This window comes from Psychrobacter sp. UBA3480, from assembly GCF_002377945.1.
Classification (GTDB): domain Bacteria; phylum Pseudomonadota; class Gammaproteobacteria; order Pseudomonadales; family Moraxellaceae; genus Psychrobacter.
On the sequence record NZ_DFQV01000020.1, the window covers coordinates 122,560 to 147,411 of the forward strand.

Genomic DNA, 24,852 nt, shown 5'->3' on the forward strand with positions numbered 1-24,852 from the left:
ATCAACCTTAGTTATTTGGACTTTTTAGAAACTCTAGACGCAGGCCAGTATCAGATACGTTTTAAAGGTATTGATGAGACACTAGCGGTCAGTCGTCGTCATTTACCTGCCTTACGTGATAAAATCCAAAGCATGTAATAGGCTGTCCTGATAGCGACCAATCATTCCATATCATCAAACCCTTATTTATGCTTAAATAGGGGTATTTTTTTGCGTCAGCATCTACTATTAATCATTTGAGTCGCCTATGCTTTGGCAAACTTGCCCTATCGAGTAATATCGATACTATTCAGTATAAATATGAATGGTACTGACATAGGGACTATAGCCACTATAGTATTAGTATCGAACTTATTGAGGCCCTTTATGAGCAATCCGCAGCAACCTGTTTTGACTACTCTAAATATCGCTACACGTCAAAGTCCTTTAGCCTTATGGCAGGCCGAGCATATTCGTGATCGTTTATTGGCGTTGTATCCTAATCTGACGATTAATTTACTAAAAATTGTTACTAAGGGTGACAAGATTTTGGACACACCTTTGGCCAAAATCGGTGGCAAAGGATTGTTTGTAAAAGAGCTTGAACAAGCGCTGTATGAAAAACAAGCCGATATTGCAGTGCACTCGCTAAAAGATGTTCCGATGCAGCTTCCTGAAGGCCTAACATTAGGTGTCTATTGCAAACGCGCCTCACCAACAGATGCCTTTGTCTCAAACACTTATAATAGTATCGACGAGTTACCACAGGGTGCGGTCGTTGGGACGTCAAGTTTACGTCGTCAATGCCAGATCAAAGCCTATCGACCTGACCTGCAAATCAAAACCTTGCGCGGCAACGTCGGCACTCGTCTAGGTAAGTTAGATGCTGGCGAGTATGATGCCATTATTTTAGCGACCAGCGGATTGCAGCGTATTAAACTGGACGAGAGAATACGCGGTGAGCTTGATATCGCGGCTTGTTTACCTGCCGTTGGACAAGGCGCTTTGGCGATCGAATGCCGTGAAGGCGATGAAGAAGTCCTCAAATTACTTGCACCACTCAATGATGATAAAGCCCGTATTCGACTTATCGCTGAGCGTGCTCTGAACCGTCATCTAGAGGGCGGTTGCCAAGTACCGATCGCCGCTTATGCAGTTTTGCAGACAGCTGAAGAAACCAGTGTTAATAATGATAACAATGGTGATAATGGCAATAACGATAGTGGGAATGTGCTGTGGCTACGCGGTCGAGTAGGTCAAGCCGATGGTAGCGAATTGTTGAAGGCAGACAAACGAGCTACGTTGGTTGGGACACAAGCCGAGCAAGAAGCCCAAGCCAACCAACTAGGTATCGATGTCGCAGAAATGCTACTTGCCGATGGCGCAGGCGCTATTTTGTCAGCGATCTATCAGCCTGAGTAGTGCAAGTACAGTCGCTATAGGTTTGATTAACCGTAAGATAGGCTGATCTAAGCATCAGCCATTTTTGTATACTTAAGCCTTTTTCACTCGTTTTTTGTCATGGTATACCTATGTCATCAATGCCAACTCAATCTACATACACAACTTCTCATAAAAATTATTCTAATGAGAAGTCAAAAGTAATGCCGCAAATTGTCATTAATACTCGGCCAGTAGAGCGAGCAGCACCGTTGACGCAGCATTTGCAAGCGGCAGGATTGGTAGTGATTGAGATGCCAATGTTGACGCTACAACCACGTCTAACAACTGATCTAGATATTGCATTAATGCATCAGTGGATGGCGGGGGAGTACAAAGCGCTTGTTATCGTCAGTCCAACTGCAGCGGCTTCGGGGCTAGCCGCTTGGCAGTCACTTGACCATAAAAAGTGTGAATACAAAACGAAAGATAGTAATGGCAACTATGCGCAGAGATTGTCAGAAGGTTTGTCACTACCTAGTCCTCTGGTTGCGGTTGGTGAAGCAACGGCAGCAGAGTTCAGTCAGGTGCGTATAGATACAACAAACTATCAAATACTTCAGCCTGAGACGGCCAATAATGAAGGCATGCTAGCAATGCCTGAAATCGATAGCTTACAAGCAGGCGATAAATTGCTGATATGGCGCGGGCTTGGTGGACGTCGATTATTGGTTGATACATTACAGGCGCGCGGTGTACATATCGATAGTATTGCTTGGTACGAGCGTACAATGCCTATCGATGCAATGGCTCAGTACCAGCAGTGGCAACAAGCGTTTCTTACTCGTAGTACTGCGTCATCACAGCAGTCAAAGCCAATTGTCGTGATCAGCAGTGCGGCAGCTTTTGAGCATTGGTCAAATATCGTCAATGACGAGCAACTGAAGACGTTAGACAAAGAGCAAAATTCTGATGCAGTGGCTAATACAACACAACGTCTATCGTTTACGTTAAAAGATTTTTCCTACGTTGTGTTGGGTGAGCGTCTTGCCAATATGGTTGCAGCACAGCAGTTGAGCTACTGGCGAGTAGAGGATTTATCGCCAGATACGATTCTCTCAGCCATTCATTCTAAAATATAATACCTTAAATTTCTCATTTGCTTTAAACATGTTTATCTATACCAATAACGGTACTGCCTTATGTCAATGAATTCTGAGTCCTTATCTAAGGATCCTTCTACTGTTCAGCAGCGCCGGCAAGCAAATATTTTGCTGCTACGGATGCAATGGCTGGTTATCTTATTACTGATCGCTGCATTATTGTGGCTATATATTAGTCAGCAGCGCTTTCAGCATAGTGTCAACGATCGTTTGCAGAGCAATGAGCAAGTAATCAGTCGATTAAACGAAATGGATGATCGTCTATTTGCCATGAGTCAGCAGACGCTACCGGAGCCTAGGGTAAAGGCCAGTAGCCAAGCTCAGAATCAGTTGGACCTGTTGCGTATCCAAATCAAAGCTGCTGATAGACTGTTGGCGGATAGTAATGACAGTGCGGCGATTGAGTTATTGCGAGGTCTACATTGGCAGTTGTCGCAGAGCAGTAATGAGATTGCGCCTGCGCTCACTATCGTTATCAAGCAAAGTTTGCTCAAAGATATTGAGCGTCTGCAGGCACAAAGCTCACAGCCAAGCCCATGGCAAATACAAAATCTTGCGATTCAAAATATTCAGGAATTTTTGCACAGTCATGAGCGTCTTGGTAGCTACGAAGGTACGGATCTACAGCGTCGAGAGCTGGTAGATGCAGCTATTGAAAATAAACAGCAGCCTAAAGCAATCAATGCTGCTGATAATTCAGCGGCTAGTGATACAAATTTAACGCGTCGTCAGCTCACTATCCATGAAGTCATCATGACGTTGAATCTAGCAAGCCAAGCAAGCAATATGCGTAAGCAAGATCAACTTGTCAGCTATTTGACTCAAGCACGTAAACAGTTAAAAACGTTGGTGCCTAAGGCTTCAACTAGCGATAATAAAAATTCAGCACAAGCTGGCGCGATTGGCATTGTACAAGCTGATAAAAAACCAATCGATGGTCAAAGTAATCTTGAGACAATGAAAGCACCGAGTGACATACCAGAAGTAACTGTATGGCTAAATCAGTTGATTGCTCATGCACCCAAACCAACGCCATTATTGACGACAGAAATCTTAGACAAGCCGCAACGCTAACGGAAGCTAGTCACAATAGTTAATACAGAAAATACAAAACGTAAGGTAAGCAATGACCCATTTTAATGAAAGCTCAACATATATATCTGATGCAGCAAACGAACACCGCCCTGAGTTATTAGCTCATTATCCTGTTATTCATCATCAGCCTATACAGTGGGGTGAGATGGATGCCTTCAATCATTTGAACAATGTGGTTTACTATCGTTACGCTGAGTCAGCACGCATTAGTTATTTGCATGCGCTAGGTATGTTTGATGGCAGTATGGTCACGGTCTTGGCACAATCGAGCTGCCAGTATTTACGCCCAGTCACCTATCCAGACACTTTATTATTAGGCGTCCGCTGCAAGCGTTTAGGCAATACCAGCATGGCGATGGAGTATAGTTACTATAGTACCGCGCAAGAAACAATCGTTGCTACGGCAGAGGCAGTCGTCGTACGTCTTGATAGTGATGGGAAAGGTAAATTGCCATGGACAACAGAGGAGCGTCAGCGACTACTAGCACTGGAAGCAAAATTTGGTCATACGCCTGAGTATTAAGCTGATTTCTATATGAAGTGATTATCAGGTTTTTTAGAGAAACCCTTGTGTGTTGAAAGTCGATAGTTAAAAACAAAAAAGGCACGCTAATATTACGCTAGCGTGCCTTTTTTATCATTGATTTTTCACTCAATGGTGCAAACAGATATTAGTCTTGCTGCGGTGCATGAACAAAATCAACCACGTTTAGATCAAAACCTGACAATGCAAAAAACTTCATTGGCGATGACAATAAGCGCATATCACGGACACCTAAATGACGTAATATCTGTGCACCAACACCGATGCTACGATAAGGTTGCTGCGTGATGGTTGATTGAGACTCGTTGTCTGCGGCTTTGTCCAGCGCATCTCCCAAATCAACTGGCTGATTGCTACCAATCCATACCAGCACACCACGATCTGAAGCACTGATTTCTTCTAGTGCTGACTGTACGCTCCAGCCACTACGGCCAGTCATATCGTTTTTAGCTGCAAACAAATCGCGTAATGGGTGGAAACCGTGTACACGTACAGTGCTGACGCCTTCGCTGACATCACCTTTTACCAAGGCTAAATGTGTTTCTTCAGCGCCAAACTCACGGAAGCGATGTAGCGTAAAAGTACCGTGTTCAGTTTCAAATGGATGTGACTCAATTTCTTCTACCGTTTGCTCATTAGCGATACGATAATTGATAAGGTCAGCAATCGTGCCTATCTTGATGTCATGCTCTTTTGCAAATATTTCAAGGTCGTCACGGCGCGCCATCGTACCATCTGCATTGATAATCTCTACAATCACCGCTGCAGGCTCTAGACCTGCTAAACGTGCTAGATCACAACCCGCTTCTGTATGGCCTGCACGGTGAAGAACACCACCGTTTTGTGCCATAATTGGAAAAATATGTCCAGGCTGAACGATGTCTTCAGGCTTTGCTGACGAAGATACCGCTGCTTGAATAGTCCGTGCACGATCACCAGCAGAAATACCCGTGGTGACGCCTTCAGCCGCTTCAATCGAGACAGTAAAGTTGGTGCTAAACTTCGCCTCGTTACGATCTGACATCAGTGGCAGTGCCAATTGCTGGCAACGCGCTTGTGATAAGGTCAAACAAACCAAGCCGCGTGCGTGAGTAATCATAAAGTTAATATCTTCAGGGCGCACATGCGTCGCTGCCATGATGATATCACCTTCGTTTTCGCGGTCTTCATCATCCATCAAGATGACCATTTTTCCAGCACGAATGTCTTCGATAATCTCAGGGATTGCATTTAAATTCATAGTAAATCTCAATATTTTATTATTTATAAATAGGTGTCATTTAGAATATAAGGCTCTATCTGCTTATTGTAGCAGTAGATAATACAAAGCGCTGTTACGGTCAAGCAAAGCGCTACTACGGTCAAGTAAATCGCGCTATAAGCAATATAATTTGATATAAAAGTGACTCGCTTAATTGCTTGTATATATCATTATGAGGTTATTTTAACGCTTTTCAGCGTCACGTGCTGCGCCATCTTCCCACTATATCGTTCAGTATGTCAAAAATAGTCATAAATATTATCAATGAACATTAAAACTGACTCGTAAATCTGTGCGTTATATTTTATTGATCTATATCACAGTTAGTCATTGCTCGCTGCTTGGCTTTTTAGCCAGTCCATAAATTGCTTACTGTGCTGCTCACGCTGATTATCTGCAAACTCGTAAAAACTGGTACCAACCAAATTATCTGGTAAGTAGCTTTGAGGATAGTAATGGTTAGGATAATCGTGCGGATAAGCATAACCTTGACCGTAGCCTTGACTACGCATCAGTTTGGTGACGCCATTGCGCAAATGTAGCGGTACAGGTGAGACATCTTTTTCAGCCAACGCCATCGCAGCATTGATTGCTTTATAAGTGCTATTACTTTTGGCACTGGTCGCTAGATACACCACAACTTGACCTAAAATAATACGCGCTTCTGGCATACCAATAGATTGCACACTACGCAATGCCGCATCAGCTAGGAGTAAAGCATTAGGATTGGCATTACCAATATCTTCACTGGCCAAAATCACTAAGCGCCGCGCAATAAAATCAGCAGGCTCGCCGCCTACGAGCATACGTGCCATCCAATACAATGCCGCATCCGGATCTGAGCCACGGACTGACTTTATCAACGCTGAGATAATATCGTAATGCTGCTCACCATCTTTGTCATATCTTACCAAAGCAGTCTGTGCCACTCGGCTGACCAACTCATCATCAACAATCACTGGCGACTGCTTAGCATCAGCGGTCTGAATGGCTAACTCTAATAAGTTTAGCGCTTTTCTAGCATCACCGTGGGCCAATTGACTAATAGTATCTTTTGCTTGTAAATCGACGGTTAGTTTTTTGAGTATATTATCTTCTGAAAGGGCTCGTTGCAGCACGGCACTTATCTGCTCAGGTGTTAACGGCTCTAAACGATAAACTTGGCAACGTGATAGTAGAGCATTGTTGACGCTAAATGATGGGTTCTCCGTAGTGGCACCAATCAAAGTAATATCACCGGACTCTACTGCGCCCAATAGCGCATCTTGTTGTGCTTTATTAAAGCGATGAATCTCATCAATGAAGACTACAGGTGATTCAAATACCAGTGAGTCTTTATTATCTAAGACTTCGCGTAACTGTTTGACCCCAGTATTTAACGCAGAGAGCGCATGAAAAGGTCGATTAACGGCATCGGCTAACAACATCGCAATGGTTGTTTTGCCAATACCTGCTTCCCCATGCAAAATAATCGAGGGTAGATGCCCTTGATCTACCAAGCGTCGTAACGGTGCGCCAGCTGCCAGCAAATGCTCTTGACCAATAATATCGGTAAGAGAAGTAGGGCGCATACGCTGAGCAAGTGGAGTATCGGCATGGAAGTTAGGTGGCATAAGACTCTCTATCGGAAAATAAAAAAACTATCTACTAGCTGCAATGGTAGTAACAGCAAAGCCTCTATAGTTAAATCCAAACAACAGCATACTAGGCTACCTTTATCATTTTTATTGAGTTTCGCCACTCATATACGTTTGGCATGATTTTCGCAGCAATTTTATAATAGCAATGAGTATTAGACATCAGCAGTAGAAGTAGGCTAGTTTATAAGGATAATACTTGTTACAAGTCATACGCGCTAGGTTAACGCAAAAATATGTTAATGAAAGCTATCTAAGCGTATAGCTTGTGTCCTGAGCACTTTAGTTTTCATCATTCATCTATATTAACGGCTCTACTATTAACAGTTCTACCGTATTGATGACAAAGGTTGGCCAATCGCGACTATTAACTATTAAAAATGGCTTATCAAATATAAGGTATTGCATTAACGATGTCTGAACCGACTCTTAAACGCTTATTCAATAGCTACTGGCGTAGTGATACAGGTAAGCAGCAGTCACGTTATCTGACAGCTGGCGAGATAGCGTTGGCGTATTCAGTATTTGGTGACAGCATCAAACTTGATGAAGTGCAGTTAAAGACAGCGTGGTGGGTACTAAAACATTATGCCGTCAGCCCCAATGGCAATATCTATTTTAATTCAGTCGATTGGATTACGGATTTTAGCGAAGCTCCACTGAGCAAACAAAGCTGGCTTATACATGAGCTAACGCACGTATGGCAGTTACAGCAAGGCTTAAAAGTGGTACGTGGAGCGATCATCAACCGAAAATACGACTACGTGTTAGAAACAGGCAAATCGTTTTTTAAGTATGGTATTGAGCAGCAGGCTCGTATGGTTCAAGACTATTTTGTACGTCGTCAGCGTGGTCAGAACTGCCAAGAGTGGGAAGCTTGTATTCCATTTTTGACAGAGCAGCCTATTGTTAAGGCAACAGGTACTGATGATCCATCAGTCATCTAGTTTTCAAGAATAAGATTAAGCTTGGCTATGATAAGTCATAACCGAATTATAGAACGATTGAGTTATATAGTAATTGAGTTACAGGTCAGTTGGATAAATACTGGATAACTATATTGGACGATTTAACAGTCAGTTGTATTGCTAAAAATCAAAGAATGATGAACCGTAATTGTAATTTACCCTTTAATAATTTTGCTTTACCAAAGGATATGTACTCTCATGTTTAAATTTTTGTCAGTAAAGCCTAATGTTGATACTCGATATCCACCGACCTTGCTTGTAGCCGCACTGTCAGGAGTGTTGTTTTTGACAGGCTGTCAGCAGTCTGACACATCACCTGTAGCTGATGACAGTCAAACCAGTGAAAAAACAAGCGTAGAAGACAGTCAGCCTATGCCAAAAAGTGACTCAGCTGCGGCGCGCATAAAACAATTTCAGCCTATATATGTCGCACAAGCACAGAGTTTACAGAGACGATTGCAAGCAGAGTATGAGTCATTGCAAGCGGCAGATGCGTCAGACAGTGAGGAGCTTTTATTACTGAATACTAATAATAGTGAAAATACAGATAGTAATAACGAAGTAGCGACCGATAATACCGCTCCTAACGCAAATACTACCGCTACCAGTCCTGAAGAAGTGGTGCCATCGAATATCGATATCGCCCCGATAGACAGCAATCCAAATGTAGATGCAGAGGTTGACGTCAATACTAGCACTGAAGTTGGTGAGCGTGATTTAACGGTTTTAAAACGTATCAGTCTTGAGCCGCGTAAACCTGTTATGTTGACCGAGGACCAAATTATAGAACGTTATCAGCAGACCATGGACGCTTTATATCAACCGGTGACAACACCGCTGAGCGCAGAGGATTCTGATACATTAATCAATGTGGCGACCTTGGTTCCGCAGTTATTTGAGCATGCAGAGATTGCTGGTAGAGTAAGTGCAAAAAGTCCGGCACTTGCTCGTTTAATTATTCAGCATCAAGTATGGGAACAAATAGAAGCTCAGCAAGTGGTTGATATGCAGCAAATGAAGCAGAAGCAGCAACAAGAGTTTGAAGCGCTAATGGCTAAGTTTAATGAAACTATCGAAGGATACGATGAGCAGATTGCCAAATATGAGCAAACGTTAAAAGAGTTTCAGTAACTGACTATATTTTTATGAACTGATTGAATTAATCATTTCTCATAAAACAATCAATATCAAATAACGAGAGTTAAGACAATAAAAAATCCCGCACGATGGCGGGATTTTTTATTGGGTAACGATTATTTTTGCTTACTTGCGATCTTCAACTTTTACAAAATCACGGCGCGTTTCACCAGTGTATAACTGGCGTGGGCGACCGATTTTGAACGGAGCGCTGTGCATTTCTAACCAATGGCTGATCCAACCTGAAGTACGAGCCAATGCAAAGATTACGGTAAACATTGACGTTGGGATACCAATGGCTTTCAAGATGATACCAGAGTAGAAATCAACGTTTGGATATAGGTTACGCTCGATGAAGAACGGGTCTTCTAGCGCAATTTTCTCTAGTGCCATCGCCAATTCAAGCTTAGGATCGTTGATACCTAGTGCTTCTAGTACTTCATCACAAGTCTCTTTCATTACTTGAGCGCGTGGATCGAAGTTTTTGTAAACACGGTGACCAAAGCCCATTAGCTTCACTTCACGGCTCTTCACTTTTTCCATGAATTCAGGCACGTTCTCAACAGTACCGATTTCGTCTAACATCTCAAGAACAGCTTCGTTCGCGCCGCCATGTGATGGTCCCCAAAGGGCTGCGATACCAGCAGCGATACATGCATAAGGGTTTGCACCAGTAGAACCAGCTAAACGTACCGTTGACGTAGAAGCGTTTTGCTCATGGTCAGCATGCAAAGTAAAGATTTTGTCCATTGCGCGAGTGATAACGTCGTTTTTCTCGTAGTCTACGTCAGCAGGCGTTGCAAACATCATGTATAAGAAGTTTTCTGCGTAGTTAAAGTCGTTACGCGGATACATGAACGGTTCGCCTTGTGAGTATTTATAACTCATCGCAGCAAGCGTAGGCATTTTAGCAATCAGACGAATAGCTGTGATTTCGCGATGTTCTTCATTGCTCACGTCTAGGTCTTCATGATAGAACGCTGATAAGGCACCAACAACACCAACCATAATAGCCATTGGATGCGCGTCACGGCGGAAGCCTTCAAAGAACTTACGCAATTGATCATGAACAGGAGTATGCTCGCGGATTTTTTCAAAAAATTCTGCTTTTTGTTCAGCAGTAGGTAGATCACCATGTAGAAGTGCATAAGCAACTTCTAGGTATTCAGCATTGTTCGCTAGCTCGTCGATAGGGTAGCCGCGGTGTAATAACTCGCCTTTGCCACCATCGATATAAGTAATCTTTGATTCAACAGGAGCAGTTACTTTAAAACCAGGGTCATAAGACCAAAATCCTGATTCTTGTAAAGCAGCAATATCGATAACTGGGCGCCCTAAAGTACCTTTAATAATAGGAAGTTCGTATTCTTCACCATTCACGGTTAGTTTGGCATTAGTATCAGCCATAAATTGCTCTCCATTGGTTTGACTTGTTAGAATAAATTACTACAGACGCATACCCTCGCGTCATTGTCGGTTGAACGGTAAAAGTGCATTCAACTCATTTAGTACGCAGGGTATATTAGCAGCAATTCTTGATGATTTGAAAAAACTTTTATGGACCATGTGTCCAATTGGCGCGGTGTGGCGGTAGTTATTCGCTGTAATTTTTGTATCAAAATATGTCTGTCAGGTTATTTTGCTTAAAATTCATCTGTTTTTGAGCAAGTTTATAGCAGCATTATCAAGTCAATATTTTGGGTTTCTTAACATATCTAAGAGACAAAACTCATAAATAATGACACCAAAAACTGGCGGACTATGCCTAGTAAGCGGATTAAAGTTTGTCATAATAAGCACTGTTAAAATCAGTAATATGCTTATTCATTCATTTATTAAATATGTATATATTCTTACTGAATGGATAAATTTGTAATTATTGCTCAGGCATTTTATAATTGTAGGAATTAACTGGCACTAGCTTTGCGCGAATTAATAAATGACCATGTTATAGTGTCGTTCAGAGCGTCTTCTATTCATGCTTATTTACGATTGTCTGGTGTTACGATAGACCAAACCGCATTCTATGGTTTGAATTTTCTTCTTAACCAATATTTTTTATTTGTTTGGCACAAGATTTCAAGTGCCTAATATAAGGTCTGCTCTGATATAGAAGACATAGTAACGTTGTCTTACTATTCATACGACCTCTAAAATAGACTGGTTAGTCGATGTTACTCATGTTTATTTTCTTTGTTGTATAATAGATAGGTTGTTTGATAGGCCTGTCAATTCGACAAGCGACATTGAACAGTCTATCAATACCTTTATATACATGATCCTTTCTTCATATTTAGCGCAAACTAAACGAAGTCAGCTAGCTCTTCCTTAATTTATTCGTCTCGTGTGTTGCTCAATGCTCAATTGGCACTATTTATGTCAGGCGTTGATAGCAGATACAGGAGTATAACCGCAAAAGGATGCCCGCTGTGAAAAGCAACCGACCTATTGATCTGCCTTTAAGCCAAGTGATTAGCGTTAATCGCTCACCGATCGCGATCGCCTCTATCTTGCATCGTATCTCTGGCATTATTTTATTTTTATTGATTCCTGTCATGTTATGGATACTACAGAACTCATTGGCATCGCCTGAGAGTTTTGCGACCGTATTTGACAATGTACTTGTGCGCTTTTTAGCATGGATATTTGTTGCCGCCATTGCATATCATTTTGTAATGGGTATCAAACATTTATTTGCTGATATGGGCATGAACGAAGAGCTAAAATCTGGCCGCACTGCCTCTATGGTCAGTTTTGTGATTGCAGCGATTTTAGTTGTCGCGTCATTTGTATGGGTGATGTTCTAATGATAAAAAATGATTCAGGAATCAAAAGTGCTACTGGTCTGACAGGTTCAGGCTCACGTGATTGGATTATTCAGCGCATTAGTGCTGTTGTTTTAGCCGTTTATAGTGTGGTGTTGCTGGGCTTCTTTTTGACCCATGGCGATGTCACTTTTGTTGAATGGTCATCATTTATGACCAGCCTACCGATGCGTCTATTCAGCTTGGTTGCAGTACTTGCACTAGCTGGTCATGCTTGGGTCGGGATGTGGACAGTATTTACTGACTATATTACAACAGGCAAACTGGGCTCAAGCGCAGCAGGTTTACGTTTAGTACTACAGTCATTGATGATTATCGCTATTTTAGTATTTCTATTTTGGGGCATCATGATTTTTTGGGGTAACGGTTTCGGTATCGTTGCCGTTTAACCATCTCATAAAAAGCTCTGATATCTATATATAACGACGGATGCATCCAACTGATATATTAGTTGGCAAAGTATTTTAGAGTCATCCGTTGATAGCCAAGAATAGTCATAGCATTGGACTGGCATTACTGATCAGCTAATCTGATTATAGTTGAGTAGGCTTAGTCCAGTATAACGATAGATATGCAAATTAAGTGGTTAATGATTATTGAGACTCTTTATTTTATAAGCGTATGAAATGGCCAAATAGTAAGCCTTTATAGCTGTAATAGAGATGTCTTAAAAAGTCTTTGATTTACTTTTACGCATTAACAGGCATTAGGAAAACCGTAATGGCAACTAGACAAGACAATACCATTAGTAATATCAAGACCCTAAACTACGATGCAGTTATCGTTGGTGGCGGCGGCTCAGGTATGCGTGCTTCATTGCATTTAGCGGAAGCGGGCATGAAGGTTGCAGTCCTAACCAAAGTATTCCCAACGCGTTCGCACACAGTTGCCGCTCAGGGTGGTATCGGTGCAAGTTTGGGTAACATGAGCAATGACAACTGGCACTTTCACTTTTATGATACCGTTAAAGGATCAGATTGGTTAGGTGACCAAGACGCTATCGAATATATGTGCCGTGAAGCGCCAAAAGTAGTCTATGAGCTTGAGCACATGGGCATGCCGTTTGACCGTAACGAAGACGGTACGATTTATCAGCGTCCGTTCGGTGGTCACACGTCTAACTATGGCGAAAAAGCTGTACAACGTGCTTGTGCCGCTGCTGACCGTACAGGTCATGCACTACTACATACGCTATATCAGAAAAACCTAGAGCAGGGCACTGAGTTCTTTATCGAGTGGATCGCCCTTGATTTGATCAAAGACGAAGCTGGTAACATCAACGGTGTCGTCGCACTTGAGCAAGAGACGGGTACGATTGCAGTATTCCAGTCACCAATTACTGTCCTAGCGACAGGTGGTGCTGGTCGTATCTTTGCTGCGTCTACCAATGCTTATATCAATACTGGTGACGGTATTGGCATGGCAGTACGTGCTGGCATTCCATTGCAAGATATGGAGTTCTGGCAGTTCCACCCAACTGGCGTTCATGGTGCAGGTGTACTATTGACTGAAGGTTGCCGCGGTGAAGGCGCTATCTTGCGTAACAAAGATGGCGAAGCATTCATGGAGCGTTATGCACCAACCGTAAAAGACTTGGCACCGCGTGATCTTGTATCGCGTTCAATGGACCAAGAAATCAAAGAAGGCCGTGGTTGTGGTCCTAATGCTGATCATATCGTAATGGATATGACGCATCTAGGTGTTGAAACCATCATGAAGCGTCTACCATCAGTATTTGAGATTGGTAAAAACTTCGCCAATGTTGACATCACTAAAGAGCCAATTCCAGTAATCCCAACCATTCACTACATGATGGGTGGTATTCCAACCACTATTCATGGTCAAGTAATTGTACCGGATTTAGAAGCAGGTACTGATGAAGACGGTCTATACGCTAAAGGCAATGTGGTTAAAGGTCTTTATGCAATCGGTGAATGTGCTTGTGTAAGTGTACATGGTGCTAACCGTCTAGGTACGAACTCTCTACTAGATCTATTGGTATTTGGCCGTGCAGCTGGTAAGCATATCGTTGATGAGTTCCATCATGCAGATCATAACTATAAGCCACTTGATCCACGCGTACTTGACTTTACAGTGAAGCGTTTAGACAAGTTGCAACAGTCTACTGAAGGCTACAACGCGCAAGACGTGGCTGATGAGATTCGTGCTACGATGCAAAAGCACGCTAGTGTATTCCGTACGCAAGCGATGATGGACGAAGGCGTTGAGAAAATTTTAGCGCTAGGTGAAAAGATCGACAAGATCCATCTTGGCGATAAATCACAAGTGTTCAACACAGCACGTATTGAAGCATTCGAAGTTGCTAACTTGTATGAAGTAGCAAAAGCGACAATGATATCTGCAGCGAAGCGTCATGAAAGCCGCGGCGCGCACAGTGTATCCGATTATGATCGTCCAGAAGATGATGATTACGCACCTAACGGCCGTAATGACCACGATTGGATGAAGCATACTTTATGGTACTCTGAAGGCAATCGCATCATTTATAAGCCAGTACGTAAAGTGCCATTAACCGTTGATTATATCGAACCAAAAGTCCGCGTCTACTAATTCTAGACTGCATACTTTATATATAGTTGATAGATAACAGCAGTGTTAACGTTTTATCCCTTATTAATTTATTAAAAAGGTGACCGCCAGCTACATGCTCATGCCAGCGCTACTACGCTATTAATTGGTATCCGATACTGGTTATCAGTACTGATTAATAGCTAGCGCAAATATGTTGCAATCTTTGTATGCCCGCCATCACCTACGTGTGGAGTTTAGCATTATGAGCCGAGGTACTCGCACCATCGAAATCTATCGCTACGATCCTGATCTGGACGCAGCGCCACGCATGCAAACTTATACGATTGAGCTACTTGATTCAGATCGTATGTTGCTTGACGTACTATTACGCCTAAAGAAAGAAGATGAAACGCTTACTTTCCGTCGCTCTTGCCGTGAAGGTATTTGTGGCTCTGACGGCATGAACATTAATGGTAAAAACGGTTTGGCATGTCTAATCAACATGAACACGCTACCAGAAAAAGTAACGGTTCGTCCGCTACCTGGTTTGCCAGTGGTTCGTGACTTGGTTGTTGATATGAACCAGTTCTATGAGCAGTATGAAAAAGTGCATCCGTACTTAATCAATGATCAGCCAGCACCGCCAACTGAGCGTTTACAGTCACCTGAACAGCGTGAAAAACTGAACGGTTTATACGAATGTATCCTATGTGCTTGCTGTTCAACCAGTTGCCCATCTTTCTGGTGGAACCCTGATAAGTTCCTAGGACCATCAGCGTTATTACATGCCTATCGCTTCGTTGCTGATAGCCGTGACGGTGATACTCAAGCACGTTTAGCTCGCTTAGACGATCCGTTTAGCTTGTTCCGTTGCCGCGGTATCATGAACTGTGTATCAGTTTGTCCAAAAGGATTGAATCCAACCAAAGCGATCGGTCATCTACGTAATATGTTGATTGACCAAGCTGGTTAAGCACAGGTAACTGATATTTATAGTTACTATACGAAAAACACCACCTATTCATTAGGTGGTGTTTTTGTTAGTTAAAAAGCTGATATATAGGTTTACTAATTTTTATAGCTAACTTGTTATTTAAAAATATGGTGAATTTAGCCTATTTAAAAATAGGTATTAAATGATTTTAGAGTAAAACTGTATGGTCAATACGTTGGTTGTATGTAATAAGAAATAATATATAGACAATCACCCTATATAATCGAATATAGACATAGTCGAATTTTGTTATAATTGTATTTGGTATTTAATGAGATGGTTAAAGCGTCTTTTTCAGCGCTAAATATGTGCTGTTTGAACACATTGTGACATTATCGGGCTAAAATACTATGCGCACAATGATTATGCGTTTATAATTGATGATAGATATTCATTACATAAATACCTAGTATTGAACAAACAAACTATGTCGCAAAAAATGGGCATGATAATCTATACAGCAATGTATGTCTGTCTGAAAAGGCAGGATTTATCAGCAAATTTAGGGTAATCCAGCATCAATAACCAGTTTATAGGTTAGCTGAAAATATAATTATCTATTAATAGCTTATCATTAATGGATTGGTTATGACTCAAAGAAGTATATATAAATTAATGTTGTGAAACGAGCTAGATAAGAAAACTGAGCGTTCACAAATAGTTTTTATTTTAGACGGGTATTGCAATAAGACTTGTTACCACTATTTAGCATCACTTGCTCTTGTAGACAATGACAGCAATATTCTATGGTGATGGCAATACTTAGGGATAAAAGTGTTTTATCGAATAGTATTTGACAGGATATGACACATTGTCTAACTACCTGAGCATACAACGACTGACACAATAATAAGCACGATTCCATTCATTTATCTATCAAATAGACGATTATTATGAATAGTATAACCAAAGAAAAATCTGGCCAAGTACATACCGAACTGGCTGCCGATAACGCCAACTATATAGAAGCTCTCTACGAGCAATACCTAACAGACCCTGATAGTGTTGATACTGACTGGCAAACGTACTTTGAACAGTATAAGTCGCAGAACGATGCTCAGCACAACGCTATCAAAGATCAGTTCTTACTACTTGCTCGTAATCAAACGGCAAATAAGAGTAGCAGTACTGATACCGACCCTAGCAGCTCTGCCAACTGTGATCCTAAGCAGATGGGCGTACAGCAACTAATCTCAGCATATCGTCGTCGCGGTCATCGCCATGCTAAACTCGATCCTTTAGATTTGCATCCACGTGCAGAAGTAGAAGATTTGACGCTTGCTTATCATAATTTGTCAGAAGCTGATCTTGATACCGTATTTCCAACCAATGATTTAGTCATCGGTAAAGATGAAGCGACATTGCGCGAAATCATCGAAATCATGGAACGTGTTTACTGTGGCCATATTGGTGTCGAGTACATGCATGTTACTACCAGTACAGAAAAACGCTGGATGGAAGAATACCTAGAGACTAATCTAGGCTATATTAAATTTGACAAAGAAAAACGTTTATCTATCCTTGAGCGCTTAACCGCTGCTGAAGGTCTAGAAAAATACCTTGCTCGTAAATACACGGGTGTTAAGCGTTTTGGTTTGGAAGGGGGCGAGAGCTTCATTCCTGCGATCAATGAAATCATTCAACGTGCTGGTGGATATGGCACAAAAGAAATGGTCATTGGTATGGCTCACCGTGGCCGCCTAAACCTATTAGTCAACATCTTAGGTAAAAATCCTGCAGACTTGTTTGATGAGTTTGATGGTAAAGTACAGCCAGAAAAAGGCTCAGGTGACGTTAAATACCACAATGGTTTTTCATCTAATGTGATGACACCAGGTGGCGAAGCGCATTTGGCTTTAGCATTTAATCCATCGCATCTTGAAATTGTCGCGCCAGTACTACAAGGCTCAGTACGTGCCCGTCAAGTACGCCGTAACGATCAGCCACTACTAGATAATACTGGTGGTAATTCAGTATTACCTATCGTGATTCATGGTGACGCCGCTTTTGCTGGTCAAGGTGTAGTTCAAGAAACTTTCCAAATGTCACAGACCCGTGCTTATACCACTGGCGGTACTGTACATATCGTGATCAATAACCAAGTTGGCTTTACTACTAGCCGTCAAGAAGATGTTCGTTCAACTGAATATTGTACTGATGTTGCCAAAATGGTTCATGCTCCTATCCTACATGTAAACGGTGATGATCCTGAAGCAGTCGTATTTGCCGCTCAGTTAGCATTAGATTATCGTCATAAGTTTGACAAAGACATCATCATTGATTTGTTCTGCTATCGCCGTAATGGCCATAACGAGGCAGATGAGCCATCTGCGACTCAGCCATTAATGTATGCTGTTATTAAGAAGCTTCCGACTACTCGTACTCTTTATGCGCAAAAACTTATCGCAGAAGGTATCTTGAATGCCGAAGAAGAGAAACAGTACGAAGATGACTATCGTGAGTCTTTAGACCGTGGTGATTATGTTGTTAGCTCATTGGTTCAAGAGCCTAACGAGCAGTTGTTCGTAGATTGGAAACCTTATCTAGGTCATGACTTGGTTGATGACTGGGATACTAGCGTTGATATCGAAAAGCTCAAAGGTTATGGACGCCGTATGGCCGAAATGCCAGAAGGCTACAAGTTACAACGTCAGGTTCAAAAAGTCGTTGAACAGCGTCTAGCGATGCAAACTGGCGAAGAGCCTCTTAACTGGGGTGCAGCTGAGACATTGGCTTATGCATCATTGGTTGATAATGACGGCGTACTAGTACGTATTACTGGTGAAGATGTTGGCCGTGGTACTTTCTCACATCGCCATAGTGAAATATACAATGTCAATGATGGCAGTATGTATGTACCATTATCTCATTTAAGTGAGAACCAAGCACGCTTTGCTACTTACAACTCATTGTTGTCAGAAGAAGCGGTACTAGCCTTTGAATATGGTTACGCGACCACCGTACCGAACGCATTGATCGTTTGGGAAGCACAGTTTGGTGATTTCGTTAACGGTGCTCAGGTTGTGATTGACCAGTTCATCTCAAGCGGCGAAACCAAGTGGCAGCGTGTTTGTGGTTTAACCATGTTGTTACCACATGGCTTTGAAGGTCAAGGCCCTGAGCATTCATCTGCACGTCTAGAGCGTTTCTTACAGCTATGTGCTGAAGACAATATGCAGGTCATTACGCCAACGACTCCTGCGCAAATTTATCATGCATTACGTCGTCAGGCAGTACGTCCTATCCGTAAGCCATTGATCGTTATGTCACCAAAGAGCTTATTACGTCATAAGCTAGCGACTTCTAATCTAGAAGAGCTTGCTAACGGTAAGTTTGAGACGGTATTGCCAGAAATGGACGATCACAACGCAGATAAAGTGACTCGTATGGTTCTGTGTGGTGGTAAGGTTTATTATGATTTGTTAGAGCAGCGCCGCGCATTAGGTCTTGATCATGTGGCTATCGTTCGTATTGAGCAATTGTATCCATTGCCAGAGACTCGCTTAATCGCTGAAATCGAAAAGTATAGCAACCTAACTGAAATTGTATGGACGCAAGAAGAGCCATTAAACCAAGGCGCTTGGTACTATTTGGCACCGCATATGTTCCGTATTGTCGTACCGCATCCAACCAAAGCAAAAGTCATGGAGCCAGTAGCGCGTCCTCCTAGTGCAGCCCCTGCAACAGGATCACCGAAACTGCATGCTCAACAACAGCAAGCACTCATTGCTGGTGGCCTTGGCATAAGTGTTGATGAATTAGCTCAGTAACACCTTGTTTAATCAAAAGATTATAGAAGATAAATGAATCAGGCGATGACAGTCAGTGTTTTTTAATAAAATATAAGCAAAGTTATTAAAAGATTACCGGCTGCCTATCACGACTTAATAATAAGTATGAATATCCAAATCTAAGGAGTATATCGATGGCTGACATCAAAGCCCCCGTTTTTCCAGAATCGGTTGCCGATGGCACAATCGTTGAGTGGCACGTCACTGAAGGTCAACAAGTTAATCGTGATGACCTACTAGCTGAAATTGAAACTGATAAAGTTGTATTAGAAGTTGTGGCACCTGATGATGGTGTATTGACCAAAATCGTAAAGCAAGTTGACGATACTGTATTGTCTGATGAGCTTATTGCTCAGTTTGAAGCCGGTGCAAGTGCTGGTGCTAGTGCAAAAGAAGCGCCAGCAGTAGATCCAGACCAACCAGCAGCGCCAGTTCAAGCAAAGCAAGCTGCTGATGGTGGCGAGCCTGTTCAAGCAACAGATAACAAAGGTGAAGCTGATCATAAAGATCAAAGCCCAGCAGTTCGTAAAGCAGCAAAAGAGTCAGGCGTAGATCCTAAAGAAGTTGAAGGTAGTGGCCGCGGTGGTCGTGTAACCAAAACTGATATGGCTAACCCGACCTTGAAATCAGACAGCAGTATCAAGTCTGATAGCGGCCGTCCAGTTGCTGAATCGATGGGTGAGCGTACTGAAAAACGTGTTCCAATGACTCGTCTTCGTAAGCGTGTTGCTGAGCGTCTATTATCAGCATCACAAGATACTGCGATGTTGACGACGTTTAACGAAGTGAACATGAAGCCATTGATGGACATGCGCGCTAAGTACAAAGAGAAGTTCGAAAAACGTCATGGCGTGCGTTTAGGCTTTATGTCGTTATTCGTAAAAGCAGCGACAGAAGCACTGAAACGCTTCCCAGCAGTAAACGCTTCACTAGATGGCGATGACATTGTTTATCATGGTTTTTATGATATCGGTGTAGCAGTATCTTCAGATCGTGGTTTGGTTGTTCCAGTACTACGTGATACTGATCGCATGAGCATGGCTGATGTTGAAAGCACAATCCGTGAATTTGGCGGTAAAGCACAGCAAGGTAAGCTTGGTCTAGAAGACATGACTGGCGGTACGTTCACTATCTCTAACGGTGGTGTATTTGGTTCATTAATGTCAACACCTATCTTGAACCCACCACAAACTGCTATCCTAGGTATGCACGCTATCAATGACCGTCCAATGGCTGTCGATGGTAAAGTTGAAATCTTACCAATGATGTACCTAGCGCTATCTTATGACCATCGTATGATCGATGGTAAAGAAGCAGTACAGTTCTTGGTAACTATCAAAGAGTTGGTCGAAGACCCTGCAATGCTACTACTAGACCTGTAAGCTTTTAAGCTTGTATTGGCAACCGCTGATACAAGCTTTTTAACTTTGGTATAGATAATGATTTTTATTAGTCAGCGATTACTTGATGCGCTGATAACTGTATTTAAATAAATTTAATAATGGTGACTTGCTATCGATTATCGATGTGTGAGTCTATCTCATTGACATAGTGTATTAACTGTTCAGTGTAGATAACGCTGATCTATCAGCAAGATAACAACCAGTTTAAATGACACATACAATTAAAAATAGGAACGTACTATGAAAGACAATTATGATTTAGTCGTCATCGGCGGCGGTCCTGGTGGTTACGAAGCAGCTATTCGTGCAGGCCAGCTCGGTATGAGTGTTGCTTGTATCGAAAAGCGCGTTTACAAAGGCGAGCCAGCACTTGGCGGTACTTGCTTAAACGTTGGTTGTATCCCATCAAAAGCCCTACTTGATAGCTCACATCGTTACGAAGCTACTAAGCATGACCTTGACGAGCACGGTATCAGTACTGGTGACGTTGCTATCAATATCGAAAAAATGATAGAGCGTAAAGAAGGTATTGTTAAGCAGTTGACTGGTGGTGTTGCAGCGTTGCTAAAAGGCAATGGTGTTGACTGGCTACAAGGCTGGGGTACATTGGTCGACGGTAAAGGCGCTGACAAAAAAGTCAAATTTACTGCTCTAGAAGACGAAAGCGAAACGACGATCACTGCTAAGAATGTCATTCTTGCGGCAGGTTCTGTGCCTATCGAGATTCCTGTTGCCAAAACTGACGGTGACCGTATTGTTGATTCAACTGGTGCACTTGATTTCACCTCAGTCCCTAAGCGTCTAGGCGTTATCGGTGCTGGTGTTATCGGTCTTGAGCTTGGTTCAGTATGGCGTCGTCTAGGTGCAGAAGTAGTGGTATATGAAGCACTTCCTAGCTTCTTAGCTGCTGCTGACAAAGACATCTCAAAAGAAGCCGGAAAAATGCTGAAGAAGCAAGGTCTTGATATCCGTGTCGATACCAAAGTAACCAATGCTGAAGTACAAGGTGACCAAGTTGTCGTCACTAGCGAAAGCAAAGGCGAGTCTTCTGAAGAGAGCTTCGACAAGCTGATCGTTTGTGTTGGTCGTCGCGCTTATTCTGAAAAACTGCTTGGCGAAGACAGCGGTATCACGTTGACTGAACGTGGCCTTATCGATGTTAATGACCAGTGCAAAACCAATCTTGATGGCGTTTATGCTATCGGTGATTTGGTCCGTGGTCCTATGCTTGCGCATAAAGCTATGGAAGAGGGCATGATGGCTGTTGAGCGTATTCATGGCGAAAAACCTCAAGTTAACTATGACACTATCATTAATGTCATTTATACTCATCCAGAAATCGCATGGGTAGGTTTGACTGAGCAAGAAGCTGAAGAAGCTGGCTATGAAGTTAAAACAGGTTCTTTCAACTTAGCTGCCAACGGTCGTGCATTAGCGCAAAGTGAAGCGCAAGGTTCTGTGAAGGTAGTTGCTGATGCAAAAACAGATCGTCTATTAGGTATGCATGCTATCGCTGCTGGTGCTGGTGATATCGTCCATCAAGGTATGATCGCGATGGAATTTGTCTCTAGTATTGAAGATTTGCAGTTGATGACATTTGCTCATCCAACTATTTCAGAAGCAGTGCATGAAGCTGCTCTATCTGCAGATGGCCGTGCTATTCACGCTATCCAGCGCAAAAAGCGTAAGAAATAAGTAGTTGCTCGTTTAGTTATTATCGATTTACAACCTGATTGGGGTATCGCTATTTTGGTGATGCCACAATCATGAGTGCGTCAGACGTATGATTAATATGTACATGTGCGCACTTGATTTCACTTTTTATTAATTGTAAAAAATAAAGGATACAATCAATGAATTTACATGAGTATCAAGCAAAAGAGCTATTAAAAAGCTACGGTTTGCCAATTCAAGAAGGCATCATCGCTCATAACGGCGAAGAAGCTGCTGCAGCTTTTGACAAAACCCCAACTGACATTGCAGTAATTAAAGCGCAAGTACATGCTGGTGGTCGCGGTAAAGCTGGTGGTGTAAAACTGGTTAAAACTCGTGAAGAAGCTAAGCAAGTTGCTGAAGAGTTGATCGGTACTAACCTAGTAACGTTCCAAACTGATGCTGATGGTCAGCCAGTAAACTTTGTATTGGTTGCAGAAGATATGTATCCAGTACAAACTGAGCTATATCTTGGCGCAGTCGTTGATCGTGCAACTCGTCGTGTAACTTTCATGGCATCTACCGAAGGTGGTGTAGATATCGAAGAAGTAGCACACAGCACTCCAGAAAAAATCTTTAAAGTAAATGTTGATCCTTTAGTTGGTTTAATGCCTTTCCAAGCGCGCGACGTTGCGTTCAAACTTGGTCTAGAAGGTAAGCAAATCAATCAATTCGTTAAATTGATGACTGGCGCTTATAAAGCATTCGTTGAAAACGACTTTGCTCTAATGGAAATCAACCCATTAGCTGTTCGTGAAAATGGCGAAATCGTTTGTGTTGATGGCAAAATCGGTATCGACTCAAACGCACTATATCGTTTGCCAAAAATCGCAGCGCTACAAGACAAAACTCAAGAAAATGAGCGTGAGCTTAAAGCAGCTGAATTTGACCTAAACTATGTTGCTCTAGAAGGTAACATCGGTTGTATGGTTAACGGTGCTGGTCTTGCAATGGCGACCATGGACATCATCAAATTGTATGGCGGCAAGCCTGCTAACTTCTTGGACGTTGGCGGCGGCGCAACTAAAGATCGCGTTGTTGAAGCGTTCAAAATTATCCTAGAAGACAGCAGTGTTGAAGGCGTTCTAATCAACATCTTCGGCGGTATCGTACGTTGTGACATGATTGCAGAAGCTATTATCGCTGCTATTAAAGAAGTTGACGTACAAGTACCAGTTGTTGTTCGTTTAGAAGGTAACAACGCTGAGCTAGGCGCACAAATCCTAGAAGAGTCTGGTCTGAAATTGATTTCAGCTCAAGGTTTATCTGACGCGGCTCAAAAAATTGTCGATGCTGTTAAAGCGTAAGTCTTTAAATATAAGTGTTTAGAGATAGACGCTTAAGCATAGTAGTCAAATCGTAATAGTGGTTTTTATAATAAAAGTTGGTTATCAAAATTTGATAATGATAGTTATAAAGACCACTGTTACAAGACAACCGAATACAAGGAAAATATAATGAGTGTATTAATCGATAAAGATACCAAAGTATTGGTACAAGGTTTTACTGGTAAAAATGGTACGTTCCATTCTGAACAAGCCATCGAATATGGTACAAAAGTAGTTGGTGGTGTGACGCCAGGTAAAGGCGGTCAAACGCACCTAGGCCTACCAGTATTCAACACTATGGCGGAAGCCATGGAAGCGACTCAAGCTGACGCTTCTGTTATCTACGTACCAGCACCATTCGTACTAGATTCTATCGTTGAAGCAATAGATGCTGGCGTTAAGTTGATCGTTGTGATCACTGAAGGCGTGCCGACTATCGATATGCTAAAAGCAAAACGCTATCTTGAAGAAGCTGGCGACGTACGTTTGGTTGGTCCTAACTGCCCAGGCGTTATTACTCCAGGTCAGTGCAAAATCGGTATCATGCCAGGCCATATCCATCAGCCAGGTAAAGTAGGTATCATCTCACGCTCTGGTACGTTGACTTATGAAGCCGTAGCTCAGACTACTAAGCTTGGTTTTGGTCAGTCAACTTGTATCGGTATCGGTGGTGATCCTATCCCTGGTATGAACCAGATTGATGCATTGAAGCTATTTGAAGCTGATCCACAGACTGAAGCTATCATCCTAATCGGTGAGATCGGTGGTACTGCTGAAGAAGAAGCTGCTGCTTATATCAAAGACCATGTGACTAAGCCAGTTGTTGGTTATATCGCTGGTGTTACTGCTCCAGAAGGTAAGCGTATGGGCCATGCTGGCGCTATCATCTCTGGTGGTCAAGGTACTGCTGAAGAGAAATTCAAAGCGTTTGAAGATGCTGGTATCGCGTATACACGTGACCCATCTAAACTTGGTGATAAGCTAAAAGAAGTTACTGGTTGGTAAAAGGCTCAAAAACCTATTAACTACTAAAACTCTATTGAAATATCGAGAAGGCACCCCTACAATGGGGTGTTTTTTATTGGTTTAATAATGGTAATTC

Annotated in this window: 18 protein-coding genes; 15 read left to right on the forward strand and 3 right to left on the reverse strand. The window is 42.3% G+C overall.

Annotation, left to right across the window (positions count from 1 at the left end; genetic code table 11):
- The first annotated feature begins 366 nt into the window (after positions 1-366).
- The 4 genes from hemC to B2863_RS07845 all read left to right on the forward strand — a co-directional run bounded on the left by hemC (position 367) and on the right by B2863_RS07845 (position 4,140).
- Positions 367-1,401, forward strand: a complete 1,035-nt coding sequence (gene hemC, locus B2863_RS07830) for a hydroxymethylbilane synthase (protein ID WP_296209000.1) — start codon at positions 367-369, stop codon at positions 1,399-1,401.
- A gap of 110 nt (positions 1,402-1,511) precedes the next feature.
- Positions 1,512-2,501 (forward strand): uroporphyrinogen-III synthase, encoded by a 990-nt coding sequence (locus B2863_RS07835; RefSeq protein WP_296209004.1) that lies wholly within the window; start codon positions 1,512-1,514, stop codon positions 2,499-2,501.
- A 60-nt stretch (positions 2,502-2,561) separates the two neighbouring features.
- Positions 2,562-3,596: a hypothetical protein gene (locus B2863_RS07840; protein WP_296209006.1), complete on the forward strand. Its 1,035-nt coding sequence runs from the start codon at positions 2,562-2,564 to the stop codon at positions 3,594-3,596.
- Positions 3,597-3,648: 52 nt separating this feature from the next.
- Complete coding sequence (locus B2863_RS07845) at positions 3,649-4,140, forward strand: acyl-CoA thioesterase (RefSeq protein WP_296209009.1); 492 nt, start codon at positions 3,649-3,651, stop codon at positions 4,138-4,140.
- Positions 4,141-4,288: 148 nt separating this feature from the next.
- Here B2863_RS07845 and ribBA read toward each other — a convergent pair whose 3' ends face one another.
- The gene (ribBA, locus tag B2863_RS07850) at positions 4,289-5,401 is read right to left on the reverse strand and encodes a bifunctional 3,4-dihydroxy-2-butanone-4-phosphate synthase/GTP cyclohydrolase II (RefSeq protein WP_296209011.1); all 1,113 of its coding nucleotides are present in this window, start codon (positions 5,399-5,401) and stop codon (positions 4,289-4,291) included.
- 344 nt (positions 5,402-5,745) lie between these two features.
- Complete coding sequence (locus B2863_RS07855) at positions 5,746-7,035, reverse strand: replication-associated recombination protein A (protein ID WP_296209014.1); 1,290 nt, start codon at positions 7,033-7,035, stop codon at positions 5,746-5,748.
- A gap of 437 nt (positions 7,036-7,472) precedes the next feature.
- Here B2863_RS07855 and B2863_RS07860 point away from each other — a divergent pair, with 437 nt between their 5' ends.
- Positions 7,473-8,006: a type IV secretion protein Rhs gene (locus B2863_RS07860; RefSeq protein ID WP_296209016.1), complete on the forward strand. Its 534-nt coding sequence runs from the start codon at positions 7,473-7,475 to the stop codon at positions 8,004-8,006.
- Between the two features lie 219 nt (positions 8,007-8,225).
- The gene (locus tag B2863_RS07865) at positions 8,226-9,158 is read left to right on the forward strand and encodes a hypothetical protein (protein WP_296209019.1); all 933 of its coding nucleotides are present in this window, start codon (positions 8,226-8,228) and stop codon (positions 9,156-9,158) included.
- 132 nt (positions 9,159-9,290) lie between these two features.
- On the opposite strand, the gene gltA is transcribed toward B2863_RS07865, so the two are convergent.
- On the reverse strand, positions 9,291-10,571 hold the full coding sequence (gene gltA, locus B2863_RS07870; RefSeq protein ID WP_057757851.1) for a citrate synthase: 1,281 nt from the start codon (positions 10,569-10,571) through the stop codon (positions 9,291-9,293).
- A 1,013-nt stretch (positions 10,572-11,584) separates the two neighbouring features.
- Between gltA and sdhC the strand changes: the two genes are divergently transcribed.
- The 9 genes from sdhC (at position 11,585) to sucD (ending at position 24,755) form a co-directional block, all read left to right on the forward strand.
- Positions 11,585-11,971, forward strand: a complete 387-nt coding sequence (gene sdhC, locus B2863_RS07875) for a succinate dehydrogenase, cytochrome b556 subunit (RefSeq protein WP_082624524.1) — start codon at positions 11,585-11,587, stop codon at positions 11,969-11,971.
- 2 nt (positions 11,972-11,973) lie between these two features.
- Entirely contained in the window at positions 11,974-12,378 is a 405-nt protein-coding gene (gene sdhD, locus B2863_RS07880; RefSeq protein WP_296209794.1) for a succinate dehydrogenase, hydrophobic membrane anchor protein, read from the forward strand.
- A 331-nt stretch (positions 12,379-12,709) separates the two neighbouring features.
- Entirely contained in the window at positions 12,710-14,560 is a 1,851-nt protein-coding gene (gene sdhA, locus B2863_RS07885) for a succinate dehydrogenase flavoprotein subunit (RefSeq protein WP_057757857.1), read from the forward strand.
- A 223-nt stretch (positions 14,561-14,783) separates the two neighbouring features.
- The gene (locus tag B2863_RS07890) at positions 14,784-15,494 is read left to right on the forward strand and encodes a succinate dehydrogenase iron-sulfur subunit (protein WP_055123743.1); all 711 of its coding nucleotides are present in this window, start codon (positions 14,784-14,786) and stop codon (positions 15,492-15,494) included.
- Between the two features lie 914 nt (positions 15,495-16,408).
- On the forward strand, positions 16,409-19,285 hold the full coding sequence (locus tag B2863_RS07895) for a 2-oxoglutarate dehydrogenase E1 component (RefSeq protein WP_296209026.1): 2,877 nt from the start codon (positions 16,409-16,411) through the stop codon (positions 19,283-19,285).
- A 155-nt stretch (positions 19,286-19,440) separates the two neighbouring features.
- Entirely contained in the window at positions 19,441-20,688 is a 1,248-nt protein-coding gene (gene odhB, locus B2863_RS07900) for a 2-oxoglutarate dehydrogenase complex dihydrolipoyllysine-residue succinyltransferase (RefSeq protein WP_296209029.1), read from the forward strand.
- 261 nt (positions 20,689-20,949) lie between these two features.
- The gene (gene lpdA, locus B2863_RS07905) at positions 20,950-22,404 is read left to right on the forward strand and encodes a dihydrolipoyl dehydrogenase (protein WP_296209032.1); all 1,455 of its coding nucleotides are present in this window, start codon (positions 20,950-20,952) and stop codon (positions 22,402-22,404) included.
- A gap of 158 nt (positions 22,405-22,562) precedes the next feature.
- Positions 22,563-23,729: an ADP-forming succinate--CoA ligase subunit beta gene (sucC, locus tag B2863_RS07910; RefSeq protein WP_057757869.1), complete on the forward strand. Its 1,167-nt coding sequence runs from the start codon at positions 22,563-22,565 to the stop codon at positions 23,727-23,729.
- A 150-nt stretch (positions 23,730-23,879) separates the two neighbouring features.
- Positions 23,880-24,755 (forward strand): succinate--CoA ligase subunit alpha, encoded by an 876-nt coding sequence (sucD, locus tag B2863_RS07915; protein ID WP_101204626.1) that lies wholly within the window; start codon positions 23,880-23,882, stop codon positions 24,753-24,755.
- Positions 24,756-24,852: the final 97 nt, after the last annotated feature.